12 protein-coding genes are annotated in these 18,340 nt (G+C 49.7%); 8 read left to right on the top strand and 4 right to left on the bottom strand.

Annotation, left to right across the window (positions count from 1 at the left end; all coding sequences use genetic code 11):
* Window positions 1-151 precede the first annotated feature (151 nt).
* The 5 genes from DESPODRAFT_RS18815 to DESPODRAFT_RS15570 all read left to right on the top strand — a co-directional run bounded on the left by DESPODRAFT_RS18815 (window position 152) and on the right by DESPODRAFT_RS15570 (window position 9,057).
* Window positions 152-3,058, top strand: coding sequence for a hybrid sensor histidine kinase/response regulator (locus tag DESPODRAFT_RS18815; protein WP_004074685.1), 2,907 nt, complete (start codon window positions 152-154; stop codon window positions 3,056-3,058).
* Window positions 3,059-3,098: 40 nt separating this feature from the next.
* Window positions 3,099-5,306, top strand: coding sequence for a chemotaxis protein CheA (locus DESPODRAFT_RS15585; RefSeq protein WP_004074683.1), 2,208 nt, complete (start codon window positions 3,099-3,101; stop codon window positions 5,304-5,306).
* Between the two features lie 36 nt (window positions 5,307-5,342).
* On the top strand, window positions 5,343-6,392 hold the full coding sequence (locus tag DESPODRAFT_RS15580) for a protein-glutamate methylesterase/protein-glutamine glutaminase (protein WP_004074680.1): 1,050 nt from the start codon (window positions 5,343-5,345) through the stop codon (window positions 6,390-6,392).
* Window positions 6,393-6,420: 28 nt separating this feature from the next.
* Window positions 6,421-7,218, top strand: a complete 798-nt coding sequence (locus tag DESPODRAFT_RS15575) for a CheR family methyltransferase (RefSeq protein ID WP_004074678.1) — start codon at window positions 6,421-6,423, stop codon at window positions 7,216-7,218.
* A 303-nt stretch (window positions 7,219-7,521) separates the two neighbouring features.
* Entirely contained in the window at window positions 7,522-9,057 is a 1,536-nt protein-coding gene (locus DESPODRAFT_RS15570) for a universal stress protein (protein ID WP_004074676.1), read from the top strand.
* Window positions 9,058-9,165: 108 nt separating this feature from the next.
* Here the strand turns inward: DESPODRAFT_RS15570 and DESPODRAFT_RS15565 are convergent, their stop codons facing one another.
* The 4 genes from DESPODRAFT_RS15565 to kaiC are packed head-to-tail and all read right to left on the bottom strand — an operon-like array spanning window position 9,166 to window position 14,264.
* The gene (locus DESPODRAFT_RS15565) at window positions 9,166-10,905 is read right to left on the bottom strand and encodes an ATP-binding protein (RefSeq protein WP_353740122.1); all 1,740 of its coding nucleotides are present in this window, start codon (window positions 10,903-10,905) and stop codon (window positions 9,166-9,168) included.
* On the bottom strand, window positions 10,875-12,470 hold the full coding sequence (locus DESPODRAFT_RS15560) for a GAF domain-containing protein (protein ID WP_004074672.1): 1,596 nt from the start codon (window positions 12,468-12,470) through the stop codon (window positions 10,875-10,877). The genes DESPODRAFT_RS15565 and DESPODRAFT_RS15560 overlap by 31 nt, the downstream gene beginning before the upstream one ends.
* A complete protein-coding gene (locus DESPODRAFT_RS15555; protein ID WP_004074669.1) occupies window positions 12,470-12,778 on the bottom strand; it encodes a circadian clock KaiB family protein in 309 nt (102 codons plus the stop codon). The genes DESPODRAFT_RS15560 and DESPODRAFT_RS15555 overlap by 1 nt, the downstream gene beginning before the upstream one ends.
* Window positions 12,768-14,264 (bottom strand): circadian clock protein KaiC, encoded by a 1,497-nt coding sequence (kaiC, locus tag DESPODRAFT_RS15550; protein ID WP_052314712.1) that lies wholly within the window; start codon window positions 14,262-14,264, stop codon window positions 12,768-12,770. Before kaiC ends, DESPODRAFT_RS15555 begins: the two co-directional genes overlap by 11 nt.
* A gap of 119 nt (window positions 14,265-14,383) precedes the next feature.
* Here kaiC and DESPODRAFT_RS15545 point away from each other — a divergent pair, with 119 nt between their 5' ends.
* The 3 genes from DESPODRAFT_RS15545 to DESPODRAFT_RS15535 all read left to right on the top strand — a co-directional run bounded on the left by DESPODRAFT_RS15545 (window position 14,384) and on the right by DESPODRAFT_RS15535 (window position 18,330).
* Window positions 14,384-15,085, top strand: a complete 702-nt coding sequence (locus DESPODRAFT_RS15545) for a hypothetical protein (RefSeq protein ID WP_040016039.1) — start codon at window positions 14,384-14,386, stop codon at window positions 15,083-15,085.
* Between the two features lie 165 nt (window positions 15,086-15,250).
* Complete coding sequence (locus DESPODRAFT_RS15540) at window positions 15,251-17,740, top strand: glycosyltransferase (protein ID WP_004074664.1); 2,490 nt, start codon at window positions 15,251-15,253, stop codon at window positions 17,738-17,740.
* Window positions 17,741-17,742: 2 nt separating this feature from the next.
* A complete protein-coding gene (locus DESPODRAFT_RS15535; RefSeq protein ID WP_245531940.1) occupies window positions 17,743-18,330 on the top strand; it encodes a radical SAM protein in 588 nt (195 codons plus the stop codon).
* The last annotated feature ends 10 nt before the right edge of the window (window positions 18,331-18,340 follow it).

Here is an 18,340-nt window from a genome sequence, read left to right as displayed (position 1 = left end):
CCTCGGCAGGATGGAAAATTATCCATCCTGCCCGTCCAGTGTGTACAGATTAGAACCATGACGGACATGACGATTGATTTTCCTGTATATTCTTCATGCGCTTCATGCTCTTCATGGTAAAATACTTAATCCTGTCTTGGGACAATGTGTAATGGTCAATGATAGACATAGAAACGATTTTTGGCATCAGATTCCCGGGCTTAAATTTCCTGGAAAGCGTTCCTACCAGGTCACCGTGGCGCTTGTATTCGGATTGATCGGATTCGGCGTTAATTTTCTGGACATTGAATTTTTAAAAACCGGCGATTTTAAAATCAGCATTCTGCTGGGGGTATTCTTTCCCCTGCTCATTGCCTTGGCCTGGGGCTGGCGCTACGGACTGCTTTGCGCCCTGGCCGGCGGATGCCAAACCATGTGGTGGCTCTGGTACGGGGGAGGCTGGGGGGTCCTTTACTCGGTGCCGGTCTTCACCTTATGGATTGTCTGGCACGGCTGGTGGGCCGACCGCCGCTCCGGCAGCTCTCCCTGGTATATGACCTCGTTTGCCGTGGAAATTCCGTTCCGTATTATTAGTGAACTGGGCTTTATGATGCTATTTCCATGGCTGGTCTCTTTGAATCCACCGCCCTGGGATCCCTTGCTGGTACAGGACCACGTGAGTCCGGCCTGGCTCCATACGGTGGGCATTAAAAACACGGTGACAGCCTATCTTTTTTTAATGATCGCCTATGTCATCTTCAGCCTGGGGCCTGCCCGGCGTTTTTTCGGCCTGTCGTCACGACGGGCCCAGGCCGATAGCATGGTCATATATATCACTGCCATACTCTTTGGCGTGGTTTTGTGGATACTGGATGTTCTCACGAATTACTTTTTTTTCCCTATTGAGGGACAAACTTTCTGGGGGCTTGCAGTGCATGGGGCAAGCCCCAAAGAGCTGTTTTTTCGATCCTTTTACATAACAGCGGCCTTGCTTGTTGGGATCGTCATGGATCGCGTCAACCGCAGCCGGGTGAAACTGCAAGAGCGCTTCGACCACCAGAACCGTGCGCTGGCAGCCATCCGTAACGTCAACCAGCTCATTGTCGCAGAAAAGGATCCGGATCGCCTTCTGAATGAAGCCTGCCGTCTGCTGGTGGAAACCCGCAGCTTTTATAACGCATGGATCGCGCTGACAGTCGACGGGCGGCCAAAGAAACCATTTTATCATGCGGGGTTTAACGGCGGGTTTACCCCCATGGCCGAATTCCTGCTCGCCGGGGATATACCGGCTTGTGCCAAAGCGCTCCACACGTCCGGCAATATTCAGGTAAAAGAAAACCCGTCAGAATATTGCAAAGGCTGTCCGTTGATTTCTCTCTATGCCGGCCGGGCCGGGCTTTGTGTGGGGCTGAATCACGCTGACAGGAACTTTGGCTGGCTCAGCCTCTCCTGCCCCATCGAGTTTGTCCACCTCCCCGAAGAACACGACCTCATAAAGGAAGTGGCAGGCGACATTGCCTTTGCTCTATGGGTCATTGAAAATGAAAATCACCGTAAAACCGTTGAAAGTCAATACGCTGCCATATTAGCAGCCTCTGTTGATGCGGTGATTGCTTTTGACCTGAATGGCAGGATCACGGTGTTCAACCCCAGCGCCGAAAGAATGTTTGGTTGTAAGGCTGAAGATGCCCTGGGGTCGTCCATCACACGCTTCTGCCCTGAAGATCGTTTGGCAGAGCAGGAAAGAAAGGTGCGTTATGTGTATGAAACCGGTGAGTTAACCGGTTATGAGTCCGAAAGGCTGGCTGTCGATGGCCGACGGATATGGGTGGAACTCTCAATGTTCCTGAGCCGGAACGATCTGGGCCGTCCACAGGAAATAAATGCTATTTTACGGGATATCAGCGAACGGAAAAAAATGGAAAAACAGGTGCAGCAAGCCCAGAAAATGGAAGCCATTGGTTCTCTGGCCGGCGGTATTGCCCATGATTTTAACAATATCCTTTTTCCGATTATCGGGTTTTCACAAATGCTGATGGAAGATTTTTATAAAGAGAGTACTGAATATAAAAATGCCAGGGAGATTCTAACAGCAGCCGGAAGGGCTAGCGAGCTTGTCAACCAAATTCTTTCTTTCAGCCGTCAATCCGAAGATAAAAGCATGCCGGTTCGATTTCAAACTATTATTAGAGAGGTGTTGAAACTCTGCCGGTCAACCATCCCGAGCAATATAAAAATCCATCAGGAGATCAATTCCCAATGCGGTTATATAATGGCAGACCCGACAAAACTGCACCAGGTCGCCATGAACCTGATGACCAATGCGTATCATGCCATCGCGCCGGACCATGGAGAAATATCATTAAGGCTTTGTGAAAAAGAATTCAGTCAGGAAGATATCCAGGCCGTTTCACTTAAACCCGGCCGATACGTGATGCTCACCGTTTCCGATACAGGTAAAGGGATTGACCCTGACATCAAAAAAAGAATATTTGATCCGTACTTTACCACTAAGGAGAAAGGTAAAGGTACCGGATTAGGCCTCTCTGTTGTTCACGGAATTGTCCATGCGTATGGCGGTGAAATAAAAGTGTACAGTGAAATTGGACAAGGAACGACGTTTAATGTTTATCTTCCTTTGATGGAAACATCGGTTGAAATCCCAACCGAAAAAAAGATGAAAATCAACCCGATGGGAAATGAACATATTCTTTTGGTTGATGACGAACAACCGATTGTTCAGATGGAGAAAACCATACTTGAACGGCTTGGCTATCACGTAACATCCCGTACGGGAAGTATTGAAGCCCTGGAAGTGTTCAAGGCAAAAGCCGACACATTTGATCTGGTTATCACAGACATGACCATGCCCAACATGACCGGAGATCAATTGGCAAAAGAGTTGTTGGCCGTTAACCCGGATATCCCTGTCATCATACTTACCGGCTTCAGTGAAAGGATCAACAAAGCTACAATAGAGACCATAGGGGTAAAAGGACTTCTTATGAAACCTGTTGTGATATCTGATATGGCGCTGGAAATCCGAAGGGTATTAGATGAAAACCAAAGCGTTGCTTAGGGATTATCCTAAAAATAAAATTTAAAATCCGGACAAAAACATGACTTATGAAACCATAATATCAACTGACGAATACAGCGAGCTATCGGTAAAGCTAAACGAACTATCTATACTGATTGCCGGTTTTTGCCCAGGTGAAATCCCTGACCTGGGACTAATGCTCAACAATCTTGATGATCTGATCAATATTGCTAAAGGCATTGATCCTGCAACTTTTTATGACATTTCAAAACGCTGCAAAAACTATGTAGAGAAGATGATCCTTAAAAACCTTGATGATACAAAACCGGTTGAAGAGGGCGTTGCCCTGTTGAAATCCATATTGTGTTATTTAAAAAAAGGTGAACCATTTACATTTGATTATGCAGATGTACTTGAGATGCTGGAAGAAAATTTGTCAGGAGATGTTAAAGAACAAACAGCGCAGGTCGAAAAAAAAGACGCCAATGATAACATTCAAAACGCACCTGAAAAAATTTCCGATGATGACATGGAAATCCTTACTGATTTTATTTCAGAGGCGCAAGAAAATCTGGATACCATTGAGGTCTCCTTGATTGAACTGGAACATGATCCAGTGAATACCGATATCATCAATGACATATTCCGGCCGTTTCATACAATAAAAGGGGTTGCCGGATTTTTATCCCTGACTAAAATTAACACGCTTGCCCACGCAACCGAAAATTTGCTGGACAGTGCCCGAAGTGGTGATTTTATCATCAACCATACGGTCACAGATATCATTCTGGCGTCTGTAGACACCCTTAAGGCGCTTCTTGACAAGGTAAAGCAGGGTATTCAGACAGGCTACAGAGAGTCGGATGATGATATTGATGTCGATTCTTTAAGGAGTCGGCTCAAGCAACTTCAGATATCGCTTACCAAAGGAGAAAAAGAGCCTTTGGGGGAAATCCTTGTCCGTAAAAAAGAGCTAAGTCAATCCGACCTTGATCAGGCACTTGAAATTCAAAATAAACATTCGGTAAAAAAACTCGGGGAGATTCTGGTTGAAGAAAAAAAGGTGAAACCTAAACAGGTTGCCTCAGCCCTGATGGAGCAGTCTTGCCTTAAAAAGAAAATAGATGTGCAAGTAAGGGTCAGCACCCAGAAACTGGATGATCTCGTGGATTATGCCGGAGAACTTGTTATTGCGCAATCCATGCTCCGACAGCAGACTAAAGAGGATGCCATTGTTAGTAAGACTGTTTCCCAATTGGGACAGATCGTAAACCATATGCAGAATATCGCCATGTCCATGCGTATGATCCCGATTCAGGCAACATTTATGAAAATGATCCGTCTGGTCCGCGATCTTTCCCGAAAATCGGGTAAAGAGATCCATTTATCCATGACCGGGGAAGATACTGAGATTGACAGGAATGTCGTAGATGCCCTTTATGAGCCGATGGTGCATATGATCAGGAACGCCTGCGACCATGGAATTGAAGCAACATCTGAACGATCAAAAACAGGCAAGCCTGCCCAGGGCAATATACATCTTTGCGCCTATCATAAAGGCGGGAATATTATCATTGAGATTGAAGATGACGGCAAAGGCCTGGACAAAGATAAGATATTGGAAAAAGCCAAATCAACCGGACTGATTAAAGGCGATGAGCAAATGACCGATACCCAGGTTTTTGATCTGATCATGCAGCCGGGATTCTCCACGGCAAAAGAGATAACAGACATATCCGGTCGCGGGGTGGGCATGGATGTGGTTAAAGATGGTATTGAAAAATTTCGCGGCCATCTTAACATTGCGTCGAAAAAAGGAAAGGGCACTAAATTCATTATCAGCCTGCCGCTGACTCTTGCGATCATTGACGGTATGCTGATCGGAGTGGATGATCAAAGATATGTCATCCCCACCATTGCTATTCAAAAAGCTTTCAAACCACGGCAGGGAGAGTATTTTACTGTAAAAGGCAAAGGTGAAATGGTCAAAGACCGTGGCAATCTAATCCCTCTAATACGATTGAATGAGATTTACGGGACCAGTAACAACAAAAAATCCATAGACGTGTGTTTGGTTGTGGTGGTTGAATCAAAAGAGGAAAAAAAAGCAATCTTGATAGATGAGCTTCTGGGTAAAGACGAGTACGTGATCAAAAGTCTGGGCAACAGTATGAACGATATTCAAGGTATAGCCGGCGGTGCGATTCTGGCTGACGGAAAAGTGGGACTGATTTTAGATGTAGACGGCATTTTTTCCATTGTTGCTCAAAGGCCATTGGAGATCTGATGGTCAATATATATTGATTATGGATGAGGATTTTTAATGGCTAACGATATCAAGGTTCTGGTGGTCGATGATTCTGCAGTTGTGAGAAAAGTATTCAAAGACCAGTTAAATAGACAAAAAGGAATAACTGTTATTGATACGGCACCAGATCCCTACGTAGCCCGGGATAAAATTGTAAAGTTAAACCCTGACGTTCTCACGCTTGACATCGAGATGCCCCGCATGGACGGTATCACCTTCTTAAAAAAGTTGATGAAGTATTATCCACTTCCGGTGATCATTGTCAGTTCTTTGACAAAAAAAGGCAGTAAGCTTGCCATGGAAGCCTTGTCAATTGGTGCATTGGAGGTAATTTCCAAACCCAATTGGGCTTATTCGGTCGGTGATATGAGTGTGCAGCTTGCAGAAAAGATCCGGGCAGTCCATGGTGCGGAATTAAAAAAACGAGGCGGGGATAACCAATCAAGGGCATCTATGGGTAAAACACCCCTGGCATTGGCAGAAACGACAAATAAGATCATTGCTATTGGGGCATCCACTGGTGGAACCGAAGCGATTAAAAAGGTATTGACCTCCATGCCGCAAAATTCTCCCGGTATGGTCGTGGTGCAACATATGCCTGCCCAATTTACCACCTCGTTTGCAGAACGCTTAAATGAACTGTGTCAGGTGAACGTCAAAGAAGCCCGGAACGGAGATACGGTAACAAACGGAGAGGTCCTTATCGCCCCGGGTAATTATCACATGCTTTTAAAAAGAAGCGGGGCCCGATATTACGTGGAGGTTAAAACCGGTCCACTTGTTCATTATCAGAGGCCGGCGGTTGATATTCTGTTTCGATCCGTTGCAAGGTATGCCGGCGCAAATGCACTGGGTATCCTTTTGACCGGTATGGGAAAAGATGGGGCCGAAGGTTTGCTTGAGATGAAAAAAGCAGGGGCCGTAACCATTGCCCAGGATGAGGCGTCCAGTGTTGTGTATGGGATGCCCAAAGAGGCCAAGCAGATTGGCGCGGTTGATTATGTTGAAGATATTTTAAAGATTGCTGATCGAACATGCTCTGTTTTGCAAAAATTGTTTGCTTAATTAAACCTTGGAAGGAAATCTAATAAAAATGGATTCGGTCACCTTTACATCAAATGAATTTATTGAACTCAAAACCCTTGTGTACCAGATCTGTGGTATCAATTTGCACGAGGGAAAGCTGGAGTTATTAAAATCCAAGGTTGCAAAAAGAATGCGACTGACCAAAATGAATATTCATGAATACTTATCTCATTTAAAATCAAACGAACATGAAGTTATTGAATTCATTGATACGGTGACAACCAATCATTCGTTTTTCTTTAGGGAAAATGAAAGTATTGAGTATATTGTCGATCATTTCAATCGAAATCCCCAAAAAGCTAAAAAACAGTTTAAGATATGGTGCGCAGCCTGTTCCACAGGGGACGAACCGTATACCATCGCAGTTCAATTAGAAAACTTGGGGCTGTCATACACCATTCTTGCTACAGATATCTCCCATTCTGTTTTGGAAGTTGCGGCCAGGGGAATCTATAAAAATGATAAAATCAAGAACGTGCCAAAACCGATCTTACATAAATTCTTCCAGAAAGGCGTCGGCAAATACAAAGATCATGTAAAAATCAAAAAAAAAATACAGCAACAGATAACCTTTAAAAAATTCAATTTAATTTCGGACATAATGAAACAAACGGATTTTGATTTTGTGTTGTGTCGAAATGTAATGATCTATTTTGATAATCAAACAAGCGAAAAAGTTGTAAACAAACTGTACAAATCAATTTCACCAAATAACTTTTTCGCTATAGGAAATGCGGAAAGTTTGATGAATATGAGGCATAAATTCAAAGCTGTAAAAGGCATGGCAAGTCTCTATCGTAAGTGAATTGTCGTCAATATTTAATCCAAGGGACTGAAGTCCTTCACGCAGCGGAAAAGCATTATGACTCAGTGGTTGTTACTTTTACGTTAACGCAGCGTATCGTTACTTCGCAACCTTATACGTTACAAATGTAACGCATATTATCATTTTTAGTATTTATTTGTGAAATAACAAAAAAAGATACATTATGAAATCAACATACTAATTGAATTTTATTTTCATATTGAGCAGGTGGTATAATTTTTGGTTGTATTATATTTCGAAACGTTATTCATTTAACCTTTAATACAAAAGGATAATTTAATTATGTGGAAACTGCTGCAGAAAATCAGTAAAAATTTGAGCCTGGCGATTCCGACAATGATGCTGGCCGGGTTCATATTCGGCATTTTTATGGATGCCGCTTTTTTAAAATCCCTGATTATTCCCTTCACCTTTTTAATGGTCTACCCCATGATGGTAACCCTGAATATCCAGAAAGTATTTGAAGGCGGAGATGTGAAGGCCCAGGTGCTTACCCAGGCGATCAACTTTGGCGTAGTCCCTTTCCTGGCCTATGGTGCGGGTCTGATCTTTTTTAAAGACCAACCCTACATGGCCCTAGGTCTGCTTCTGGCAGGGCTGGTACCCACTTCGGGCATGACCATCTCCTGGACCGGATTTGCCAAGGGCAACCTGGCGGCTGCCGTAAAAATGACGGTTATCGGTCTGACCCTGGGCTCCATTGCCACTCCTTTATATGTCCGCATGCTCATGGGCACAAGCATTGAAATTGACATGGCAGCTATTTTTAAACAGATCGTGGTTATTGTCTTCATTCCCATGGCAGCCGGTTACCTGACCCGCCGGTCCCTGGTAAAAAAACACGGGGAAAAGAGATTCAAGACATTGGTGGCACCCAAATTTCCGCCGCTCTCCACCCTCGGCGTCGTGGGCATTGTGTTCATTGCCATGGCGCTTAAGGCCCGGGCCATTGCCGCAGCCCCCAGCATGCTTGCCTACATCCTTATCCCTTTGGTGATCATTTACGGATTCAACTTCATCTTCAGCAGCTTTGTGGGCAAACGGTTTCTGCCCAGAGGAGATGCCATTGCACTTGTTTACGGCTCAGTCATGCGCAACCTCTCCATTGCCCTGGCCATTGCCATAAACGCATTCGGCAAACAAGGCGCCTCGGCGGCCCTGGTAGTGGCTGTAGCCTATATCGTTCAGGTCCAATCTGCGGCCTGGTATGTTAAACTGACGGATAAAATATTTGGACCGGCGCCTTTGGACGAGGAAGAGCCTTCAAAAACAGCGCCTCAAAAAGTGGCAAAACCTGTATCTGAGGCCCCGGATGAACCCCAAGTTTCCATGGTCGCAGAGATTAAAAAAATCCTTTTTGCCACGGACATCACGCCTGCGGCAAAATATGCGGCCCGCTATGCCTGTAGCATCGGTAACAAATTCAACGCAAAGGTGTGGGCCATCCACGTGGTCCCGGATCTTTTAGCAGAATATTCGGCAGACGCCGGTGTTACCATAAAGGACCCTGAAAAACAGGAGGCGTTCAACCGGGAGGCGATTAAAAATGCTGAAAAAATTCTTGAAGAACGCATCCGAACCACGTCGGAAAAGGTGATCCGGGAAATCTCAGCCTGTCCCTTATCAAAGCACCGCATAATTGTCAAAATAGGTGATCCTGTGGAAGAAATTACCAAAGCGGCGACCCAGGGAAAATTTGACTTAATCATCATGGGCACCCACGGAGATCAGGGTATTGATGATATCCTTTTAGGCAGCACAGCCCAAGGGGTTATTCATGAATCAAAGATTCCTGTCCTTGTGGCACGCCCTTCCTGACACGCTTTTAATCTTATTGTCCCGCTTTTTTTAAAAAAATGCGGGACATTTTTTCACATGATCAAAAGCCTGAGATCAATTAATCTCTGGCCACCGGGATTGAATCCGTTATTTCCGATCCAGGACGGCTCTGACTTTGACGCCCAGGTCCGTCTTTGAGAAGGGCTTTTGAATGAACTGTACGCCTTCATCCAATACACCATGGTGGGCGATCACATTCGCTGTATAGCCGGACATGAACAATAGCTTGAGATTCGGATAAAGCGACAGCAGGTTTTTTGCCAGGTCCCGACCGTTCATCTCGGGCATCACCACATCGGTCATGAGCAGGTGAATATCGCCGGCGTGTTCACGGGCAAGCGCGATGGCTTCTCCCGGCGTGCCGGCCGCAAGGACCGTGTAACCGGTCCGCTCCAGCATCATCGTTGTCATTCTCAGGATGGCCGGCTCGTCTTCGACCAGCAGGATCGTTTCGCGACCGCGCGCGGCGGGTCGGATCGCTTCCTTGTCCGGCCACCGGACCTCTTTTGTCCGGTGGCGCGGCAGGTAGATCCGGAAGGTCGTACCCTGGCCCGGCTCGCTGTAGACATTGATGAAACCATTGTTTTGCTTGACCACACCATAGACCGTGGCAAGGCCCAGGCCGGTGCCTTTGTCCGATTCCTTGGTGGTGAAAAACGGTTCGAAGATATTTTCAAGCGTCTCGGCGTTCATGCCGCAACCGTTGTCACTCACCGTCAGCAAGGTATACTCACCAGGCACAAAACCAGCATGTTCCTTGCAGTATTCCTCGTCAAAAACAATGTTGCCCGTTTCGATGGTCACTTTGCCGACATCAGCAATGGCATCCCGGGCGTTGACGCACAGGTTGGCCAGAACCTGGTCGATCTGGGCGGGATCGATTTTCACCGGCCACATCTTCTCGCCCGGAATCCAGGCCATATCGATATCTTCACCGATCAGCCGCTGCAGCATGTTGAGCATGCCTGCCACGGTTTTGTTGAGATCGATCACCTTGGGGGCCACGGTCTGTTTGCGGGCAAACGCCAGGAGTTGCCGGGTCAGATCGGCGGAGCGTTCACCGGCTTTTCTGATTTCCGTAAGATCGGCATACAATGCCTGATCCGGGTCCATCTCCTCCAGGAGCATATCCGCATGCCCGAGAATAATCCCCAGCATGTTGTTGAAATCGTGGGCCACGCCGCCTGCCAAACGGCCTACGGCCTCCATTTTCTGGGCCTGGCGCATTTGCTCTTCCAGTTTCTCATGCGCTTTTTTTTGGCGGGCGTCTTCCTGGATGGCAAACAGAATCGGCGCCGTTTGCGCTGCCACGCTTTCCAGAAGGTCCCGGTCGTCCTTGTTGTATCCCCCCGCCTTGTCGGCTACGACAAACTGGCCGATCAGTTTATCATGGTGCACAATGGGCGTCGCCAGGGCGTTCTCCAGGGCCACATGTCCTTCGGGAATCCGGAGGTTTTCGTTGGCGACCAATGTCTGCTTCTCCATCAGCGACCGACCCCACAGCCCTCCCCAGTCGGCTCGGGGAAAAACGATGCTCTTTTCGGGCACCTGGCATTGATCCCAGATCTCCCGCGTCATGGAGGGACAGACCAGGTCGCCGGCCTCATCAATGTACCCGAAAAAGCCGAACCGGCTGTCCAGGGCACTCAGGAGGACATCAAGAACATCAGCAAAGACCTCGTTCCGGGAGGAGATCAGAAAAACACTGGCGATCTGACTGGATAGTTTGATGGATCGCTGTTGTCGGGCAAACGCCTCTTCAGCCTGCCTGCGCTCGGTAATGTCCGTAGCGATGCTCAGAACGGCTCGCCGGCCTTCCCATTCGATTTGTTTGGCCAGAACCTCAAGGGGGAACGTCGAGCCGTTCTTGCGATAGTGCTTGACATCGAAGCGGGGGCCTCGTCGAGCATGTGGCCCAGGATGGCAATGCGTTCTCGCGCGCGCTTTATTTCCGTGATGTCATGCAGACTGCCATACAGACGGTTGACCGCGCCATCGGCACCGTGCTCTGGAATTCCCCGCACGATGCAGTGACGCAACTGTCCGTCGGTGCGCGTGAAACGTACTTCCAAAGCATAAGGGACGCCGTTTTGCAGGCAGTTTTCAACCGCCTTGGCCAGGCGCGCGCGATCCGCTGGGACATAAAAAGCCTGGTGCTCGGCAAATGGGGGGGCTTGTTCCCTGGGTTCGAGTCCGAAGATGCGGAACAGTTCTTCCGACCAGGTGACCTTGTCGCCTTCGGCTTCCCACGCCCAGCTGCCCACATGAGCGAGGGCCTCGGTGCGGGCCAGCATGTCGTGCTGCCGTCTGAGCGATTCTTCAGTCTGTTTTAGATCCGTAATGTCGGTATGCGTGCCGAACATGGATAGCGCCTTGCCCACGTCGTCGCGGGTCATGATGCGCCCTCGATCGAGAATCCATACCCAGCGGCCGTCCTTGTGCTGCATGCGGAACTCGCAGTTGTAGTCGGTCGTCCGGCCCTCAACGCAATCCGCCAGGGCCTGGCGCGCCTGTCCAAGGTCTCCCGGGTGAACCAGGCGTTCCCAGGTCGCATAGTCGTAAGGCGTCAGTTCCTCGATGGTGTATCCGAGCATGGCCGCCCACTGCTCGTTGAAGCGGGTTTCATTGGTCCGGACGTTCCACTCCCAGGTTCCCACGTCCGACCCCTCGATGACGAGAGCCAGATGTTGTCGGTTTTCCTCCAATTTTCGCGCCGCTGTGATCTTGTACAGGGCAAAGGCCAGATCACCGGCCACCTCGTTGAAGAGATCCTGTTCTTCGTCGTCCCGGGCGTATGCGGCAGGGACGGAGACCGTCAGGATACCATAGGTCACGCCGTCCGCTTCCAGGCGGCGCACCAAACCCGCCCGGCCGCCGTATTGGCCGTGCAGGGGGCAGTCGGGACAATCCGCCGCCGGGTTGCCCTTCACCAGCGTCTCTCCGCTTTCCATCGCGCGGGCCATACAATCCGGGAATTGCCCACGCTCGAGGCGCTTGCGCAGGATCTCGAACCCGCCGTCGAACCCCGCAGCCGCGGCCGCCGCCACCGGCCCTTCGGTTTGCAGCCCCAGCCCCCGGGCCGCTTCACCACCCAGCAGGGCAATCCAGGCGTTGTGATACCCCATTGTTTCGGTCAGATTCCCACACGCCTGCTCGATCAGGCACAGCGGGTCGTCCTCGACCACGATAAGCTGGTTGACGTTGCGGATGGCGAGTAGCACCTGCTTCAGATGGGCTTCCCGGGCCTCGGCCTTTGCCAGACGCACCACCAGGGCCTCGCGTTCGCCCAGAATGGTGTCCACACGGCCCTCCCGGATGGCCTGCAGCGCCGACTCCGCAGCCTCCAGGCGCCGCTTCAACTCATCGTAAGACGGTGATGTCGAAGTACTCATTATGCATCCCCTTTCGGAAACAGCGATGCCAAGGCCGTTAAATCGCTCAAATCGCCGTAAATCAGCATTCCCGGTGCGGGTTCGAGCACCTGAAGGGCGGGATTGACGAAAACCCCCTGATCCAGGGCCGTCTGGGGGGCCTGGTTCACATCGATGACCGCTACTTTGAATTCAACGTGATCAAGCGTTTCCCGCAGTCGCCGAAGATTTTCCCTGGCCCTTTGCGAGTTGAGGGCATCACCGCAGACAAAAAGCCGGGCCACACAGCGGCGGATCCCGGGGTTTCGGGCCGGCTCTTTATTTGACATGATCCCCCTCCTTTCCGCCGATCTCAAAACCGTTGTCCGTGATCCGGAATTCGTGAATGCGGCTCGAATGGGCGCGGCCCCGTGATTTGAGGACGCCCAGGTCCCGCACGAAGCACCCCTTTTTTTCCACGTTGCGCAAAACGATCACCGTATCGATAACCGAGGAAAGATCGATGCCTGTGATTTCCCGGCCCGGGTCCATGGCTGAAATCAGGTTGGTGAGCAGCGTAGTGATGCCGCGTTGCTTGCAATGATCGATGATGCGAATGAGGAAATCGAAAGCCGCGTGTTCCGAGCCCATGCGGCGGCAGGCGGAAATGGCGTCGATGATCAGATGATGCGGTTCAAACGCTTCGATGGCGCGAAGTGCCTGGATCAGGTGTTCCTCGATGCCCTGGGATTCGGGCATGTGGGAAATAAATTTCAGCTTGCCGGACTCCCTGGCCGGCCGAAGGTCGAGGCTGGTGCTCAGCATGCAAGAAACCAGGGCGTCCCAGCTTTCCTCGAAATCCAGGTAGAGGACGCGTTCGTCCAACGAAACCATGGAAAGGGCAAACGCGCAGGCGAAGGTGGTCTTGCCGGTGCCGGAATTGCCCGTCAGCAGTGTGCAGGAGTTGCGCCGGTAACCGCCGCCCAGAATCTCGTCCAGTTGATTCACGCCGGTGGAGAGGTTTTCGCCGAGGCTGGCGTGCTGCAGGCTGGCCTGGGTTACGGGAATGATCCAGACGCCCAGGTCCGTGAAGCCGAACGGATACTCGTTTCGGCCGTACGCGGCGCCGCGGTACTTGATCACCCGCAGACGCCGGGTAGTGACCTGCTCAAGAACCCGCTGGTCCAGTTGAATCACGCAGTCGGCCATGTAATCAAGGAAATCATAATGCAAGGCCAAAGACGGGTCCGTTCGGCGCTTGACCGTCATCAAGGCCGTCATCCCGGCCTCGCGTAGCCATTCGTGCAACAGATGGAGTTCGGCCCGCTCTTTTGCGATGTCGCCCAAAAGGCGAAGAAACACGTCCGGGGCATCGACAACCACCCGTTCGGCCTTCATGGTATCTGCCTTTTGCCGCAGGATGCCAATGACGCCGCGCAGGTCGAAATCGCCGGAAAGCACGGCGTCCGGTTGGATACGGGCTGATACAACGGCTATAAGCCCTTTGGATTCGAACTCCGGAAGATCCCACCCGAACCCCGCGGCATAGTTTTTCAAGGCCGGCTCCGTTTCCTCGAAGGTCAACAGAATGCCGGGGTGCCCGGCCATGGCCCCCCGGGCAAGGAATTCAAGCCCCAGCATGGTTTTGCCTGTTCCCGGTCCGCCGCTGAGAAGTGTCATTGCGCCTTTGGGGACGCCCCCGTTAAGGACCTCATCCAGCCCCCGGATCCCCGTAGGAATCTTAGGGATTCCAGGGGGGCCGGAACCGCTGTTTCCCGTATTTTTTGTAATGGCTGTCATCACGATCCTTCTTCCTTTTTGGTTTTCTGGATTCATTTTTAATACCCTATGAAACTAAAATGGGCACCGCAGGCGCTTCGCCGTCTTGTTTCTTGTATCTAGTTTCGCAAAACCGCAAAACTCACCCCGAAAAGGGTTGAATAAAGGAAGTTCTCATGGCAATAAATGTTTTGCCAAAAACAAAGACTCCCAAAGGAGAACATGCCATGAGAACACGCCGTACATTATACCCTCAAACATCGGAAATGTACATTTGCGAATTAGATCAATGTCCGTTGTGTGGTGAACAACTGGAGTTGAGTCGTTATTCAAGCGGACATAAAATTGTACAAAACCTGTCATCGACAGTGGAAGTCGGTTATTGGCCCAAGCAGTGCGACAGTCCCGGTTGCACCAATTACGGGGAAAAGTGGCGATCCTCTGAATGGCAGCAAATTGCTCCGATGTATTGCACCTATGGTTTTGACGTCATTACAACGATCGGATGGCAACGACAGGCCAGCAGATGTACTTTCGAAGAGATTCACTCGGATTTAGCCGGCAGAATCACCATCAGTGAAGCCCGACACGCTTTCTGCCAGTTGCATTATCTCAAAAATATCGCTGAACCGGCAGCATCCGCTGATGAGACAATGAAAGTTGAACTCAGGAAAACGGTCCGGGAAAATGCCGGGGAGATCATCCGTCCCGAGCATCTGAAACAACCCGGAGTATTGACGGTAACGGGTTTGCTGCCGTCAGCTGTCGCGGAACAAAAAGCGAGTTTTTTTCACACGCCAGGCGTGATTCTATTGTCGGCCATTTTTCGTGGGGGCAATCCCGCCGTGGTTGCGCTCGTTTCTGGTTGCCCTCGTTAGGGGGCAGGCACGGTGGCCTGTCCAGACAGCGGCCATTGTTCGATTTGATTTTGTCTGTCCACTTTTCTTTTCACATTTTTCTAATCCTGTCTTCACAGGGATGTAACATAATTTAGGTAAGTTATAGGACAAACAGGATGTTCATCTCTTTAATAAGGATAGGAAATGATGAAAATAGACCTTCATGTACACTCCAAGTTTTCCAAGCGCCCTTCCCAGTGGATCCTGCAGAAAATCAGTTGTCCTGAAAGTTTCACGGAACCTATGCTGGTGTATAACACAGCCAAGGCAAAGGGCATGTCCCTTGTGACGATCTCCGACCATAACACCATTGACGGGGCCCTTGAAATTGCCCATCTGCCGGACACATATATCTCCGAGGAGATCACCGCCTATTTTCCCGAAGATGGTTGCAAGGTGCATGTACTGGCCCAGAACATTACCGAAGCCCATCATAATGAGATCCAGAAAATTCGGAAGAATATCTTTGATCTGGTGGCCTACCTCAATGCTGAGAACATTCTCAATATTATTGCCCATCCCCTCTACGCCGTCAATGACCGGCTGACCATCAACCATTTTGAACAGATGCTTCTACTGTTTAAAAACTTTGAGCTCAACGGTGCAAGAAACGACAAACAAAATCAAATTGTTTCCCAGGTGCTTAAGCAGCTCACCCCCATGGACATTGAACGACTGTCAAACATTTATGATTACCAGCCGCTGTTCGACACACCATGGAAAAAAAACCTCACCGGCGGATCCGATGATCACTCCGGGTTAAATATCGCCAGAACCTGCACGGCTGTGGATAATGCAACGAATCTTGACGATTTCATGGCCGGCATCCTTAACGGCAAATCCCGGGCCGTATCCGATCCGTCCACGCCCCAGACCATGGCCCACAACCTCTACGGCATTGCCTACCAATTTTACAGCAACCGATTCAACCTCGGGCGCCACACAGGCAAGGACCAGCTGCTCAAATTTCTTGACCAGTCCCTGATGCCGGTATCCAATGTAGATGACGGACTTATATCAAAGTTTTACACCTTCTTCAGCAAACGTAAAAACCGCCAGGAAACAACCCAATTCGTTTCCATAAAAGATCTGATCAGAAGGGAGACCGAGCGTCTGTTTGCCGAAAACCCGGACCTGATGAATATCGCCAGGGTCCAATCAAACAAAATACGCCTTGGCTCCTCCCTGGAAAAACAGGAACAGCACAGGGAAAAATTATGGTTCGATTTTGTCAACCAGCTCTCAAACAAAGTTTTGTCCCACACAGGCGACCATCTTCTAGGACAGGCCTGCGGGGCCAACCTGTTCAACATATTCCAGACCATCGGCTCTGTGGGCGGGCTCTACTCTCTTTTAGCACCCTACTTTTTGGCTTTTGTCCACTTTGCCAAGGACAATGAAATAAATGCGGCGGTCCTTAACCGGTTTACCGGATACAAAAACGGGATACAGGCCCCTAAATCCAGGGTGAAGCTTGGGCATTTTACCGACACCTTTTACGATGTCAACGGTGTGGCCCAGACCCTTCAACAGCAGGTGCAAGCCGCATTGAAAAACGACAAACACCTGACCATCATTACCTGTGATGCCCAAACAGGAAGAACAGGAAACGGGGTAAAAAACTTTACCCCCATCGGCGTTTATGAGATCCCGGAATATACGGAACAAAAAATGTATTACCCACCATTCCTGGAGATGCTTGATTATTGCTACCACCAGGGATTTACCCATATCCACTCCGCCACACCCGGCCCCATTGGTTTGGCAGCCCTGGCCATTTCAAAAATCCTGAAACTGCCCTTGAGCTCAACCTATCATACCCAGTTTCCCCAATATGCCCAATATCTGACCGGGGATGATTTTATCGAAGGCCTGACCTGGAAATTCATGATCTGGTATTACGACCAGATGGACCAGATCTATGTTTCCAGTCAGAACTCCTTTGACGAGCTCACCGAACGGGGCATCAAGGCCGAAAAAATCCGCATCATGCCCCGGGGCATTAACACGGAAATTTTTCATCCATCAAAGCGGTGCGACACCCTGACTTCCAATTTCGGGGTCAATGAGGATGCGTTGAAATTTCTTTATGTGGGCCGGGTCTCCAGGGAAAAAAATCTGCCGCTTCTGGTGGATGCGTTCAAAACGCTTTATGCGACCAATGACAAGGTGCATCTCACTGTTGTGGGAGACGGTCCTTATGCCGATGAAATGAAAGGTATGCTCAAAAATTATCCCGTGACCTTCACAGGGTACCTTTCCGGTGAGCCCTTATGCCGGGTGTATGCTTCGGCAGATATCTTTGTATTTCCATCCACCACAGACACTTTTGGCAATGTGGTGCTTGAAGCCCAGGCTTCGGGCCTGCCCGTGATCGTGTCGGACCTGGGCGGCCCCTGCGAAAATATGCTGGACCGTAAGACCGGCATTATCATTAAAAGCGATGATAGCACAGCCCTTTTATCTGCCATGCAGGAATTTGTGATCGCCCCCGGGTTGTGCGCTCAAATGTCCCGGTGGGCCAGGGAATACATGGAAAACCGCTCATTTGAAAATGCATTTATACAGTCCTGGGAGTTCTACAAAGAGATGGAGCCCCCGGTATCCATGGAAGAATTCTTAAAAGCGGTATGATCATGGCCCATATCCATTCAGGACTGAAAACCGCCGCACTGATCCTCAAAGGCAGGATGCCCGGCCAGCTTGTTATTCAAATTACAGACCGGTGCAATGCCACCTGCCCCCAGTGCGGCATGCGCAAAACCAGTACATTTGACAGAACCCGGCTCTCCAATGATCAGCTCAAAAAAATCATTGATGCGGCAGGGGAAAAGGGATTCCAGGCCATTTCGTTTACCGGCGGGGAACCCATGCTGCTGCGCAAGGATCTGCCCGAACTTATCCGGCACGCCGGAAAAGCAGGGATTCCCTATATTCGCACAGGTAGCAACGGATTTTTTTTTGCCGACCATGAAAATCCGGGCTTCAAAGACAAGGTAAAGGCCATTGCCGATGAACTTGCAGATACCCCATTGCGCAACTTCTGGATCAGCCTGGATTCATCCGTCCCGCACATCCATGAGCAAATGCGCGGGTTTAACGGCGTTGTCCGGGGTATGGAAAAAGCATTACCCTTTTTTCATCATGCAGGAATTTTCCCTTCCGTGAATCTGGGTCTGAACCGCAATGTGTCCCAACTCACCCGGAACGTAAGCGGTGTATGAACCACACCTT

Source organism: Desulfobacter postgatei 2ac9 (assembly GCF_000233695.2).
Classification (GTDB): domain Bacteria; phylum Desulfobacterota; class Desulfobacteria; order Desulfobacterales; family Desulfobacteraceae; genus Desulfobacter; species Desulfobacter postgatei.
The sequence above is the reverse complement of the archived record's forward strand: the minus strand, read 5'-3'. Positions and strand labels throughout refer to the sequence as shown.

Excerpts from the sequence above, each read along its gene's own strand:
- DESPODRAFT_RS15540 (WP_004074664.1), top strand. The coding sequence starts at position 15,251 with ATGATGAAAATAGACCTTCATGTACACTCCAAGTTTTCCAAGCGCCCT.
- DESPODRAFT_RS15535 (WP_245531940.1), top strand. The coding sequence starts at position 17,743 with ATGGCCCATATCCATTCAGGACTGAAAACCGCCGCACTGATCCTCAAA.
- DESPODRAFT_RS15575 (WP_004074678.1), top strand. The coding sequence starts at position 6,421 with ATGGATTCGGTCACCTTTACATCAAATGAATTTATTGAACTCAAAACC.
- DESPODRAFT_RS15580 (WP_004074680.1), top strand. The coding sequence starts at position 5,343 with ATGGCTAACGATATCAAGGTTCTGGTGGTCGATGATTCTGCAGTTGTG.
- kaiC (WP_052314712.1), bottom strand. The coding sequence starts at position 14,264 with ATGAATCCAGAAAACCAAAAAGGAAGAAGGATCGTGATGACAGCCATT.
- DESPODRAFT_RS15585 (WP_004074683.1), top strand. The coding sequence starts at position 3,099 with ATGACTTATGAAACCATAATATCAACTGACGAATACAGCGAGCTATCG.
- DESPODRAFT_RS18815 (WP_004074685.1), top strand. The coding sequence starts at position 152 with ATGGTCAATGATAGACATAGAAACGATTTTTGGCATCAGATTCCCGGG.
- DESPODRAFT_RS15560 (WP_004074672.1), bottom strand. The coding sequence starts at position 12,470 with ATGAGTACTTCGACATCACCGTCTTACGATGAGTTGAAGCGGCGCCTG.
- DESPODRAFT_RS15570 (WP_004074676.1), top strand. The coding sequence starts at position 7,522 with ATGTGGAAACTGCTGCAGAAAATCAGTAAAAATTTGAGCCTGGCGATT.
- DESPODRAFT_RS15545 (WP_040016039.1), top strand. The coding sequence starts at position 14,384 with ATGGCAATAAATGTTTTGCCAAAAACAAAGACTCCCAAAGGAGAACAT.
- DESPODRAFT_RS15555 (WP_004074669.1), bottom strand. The coding sequence starts at position 12,778 with ATGTCAAATAAAGAGCCGGCCCGAAACCCCGGGATCCGCCGCTGTGTG.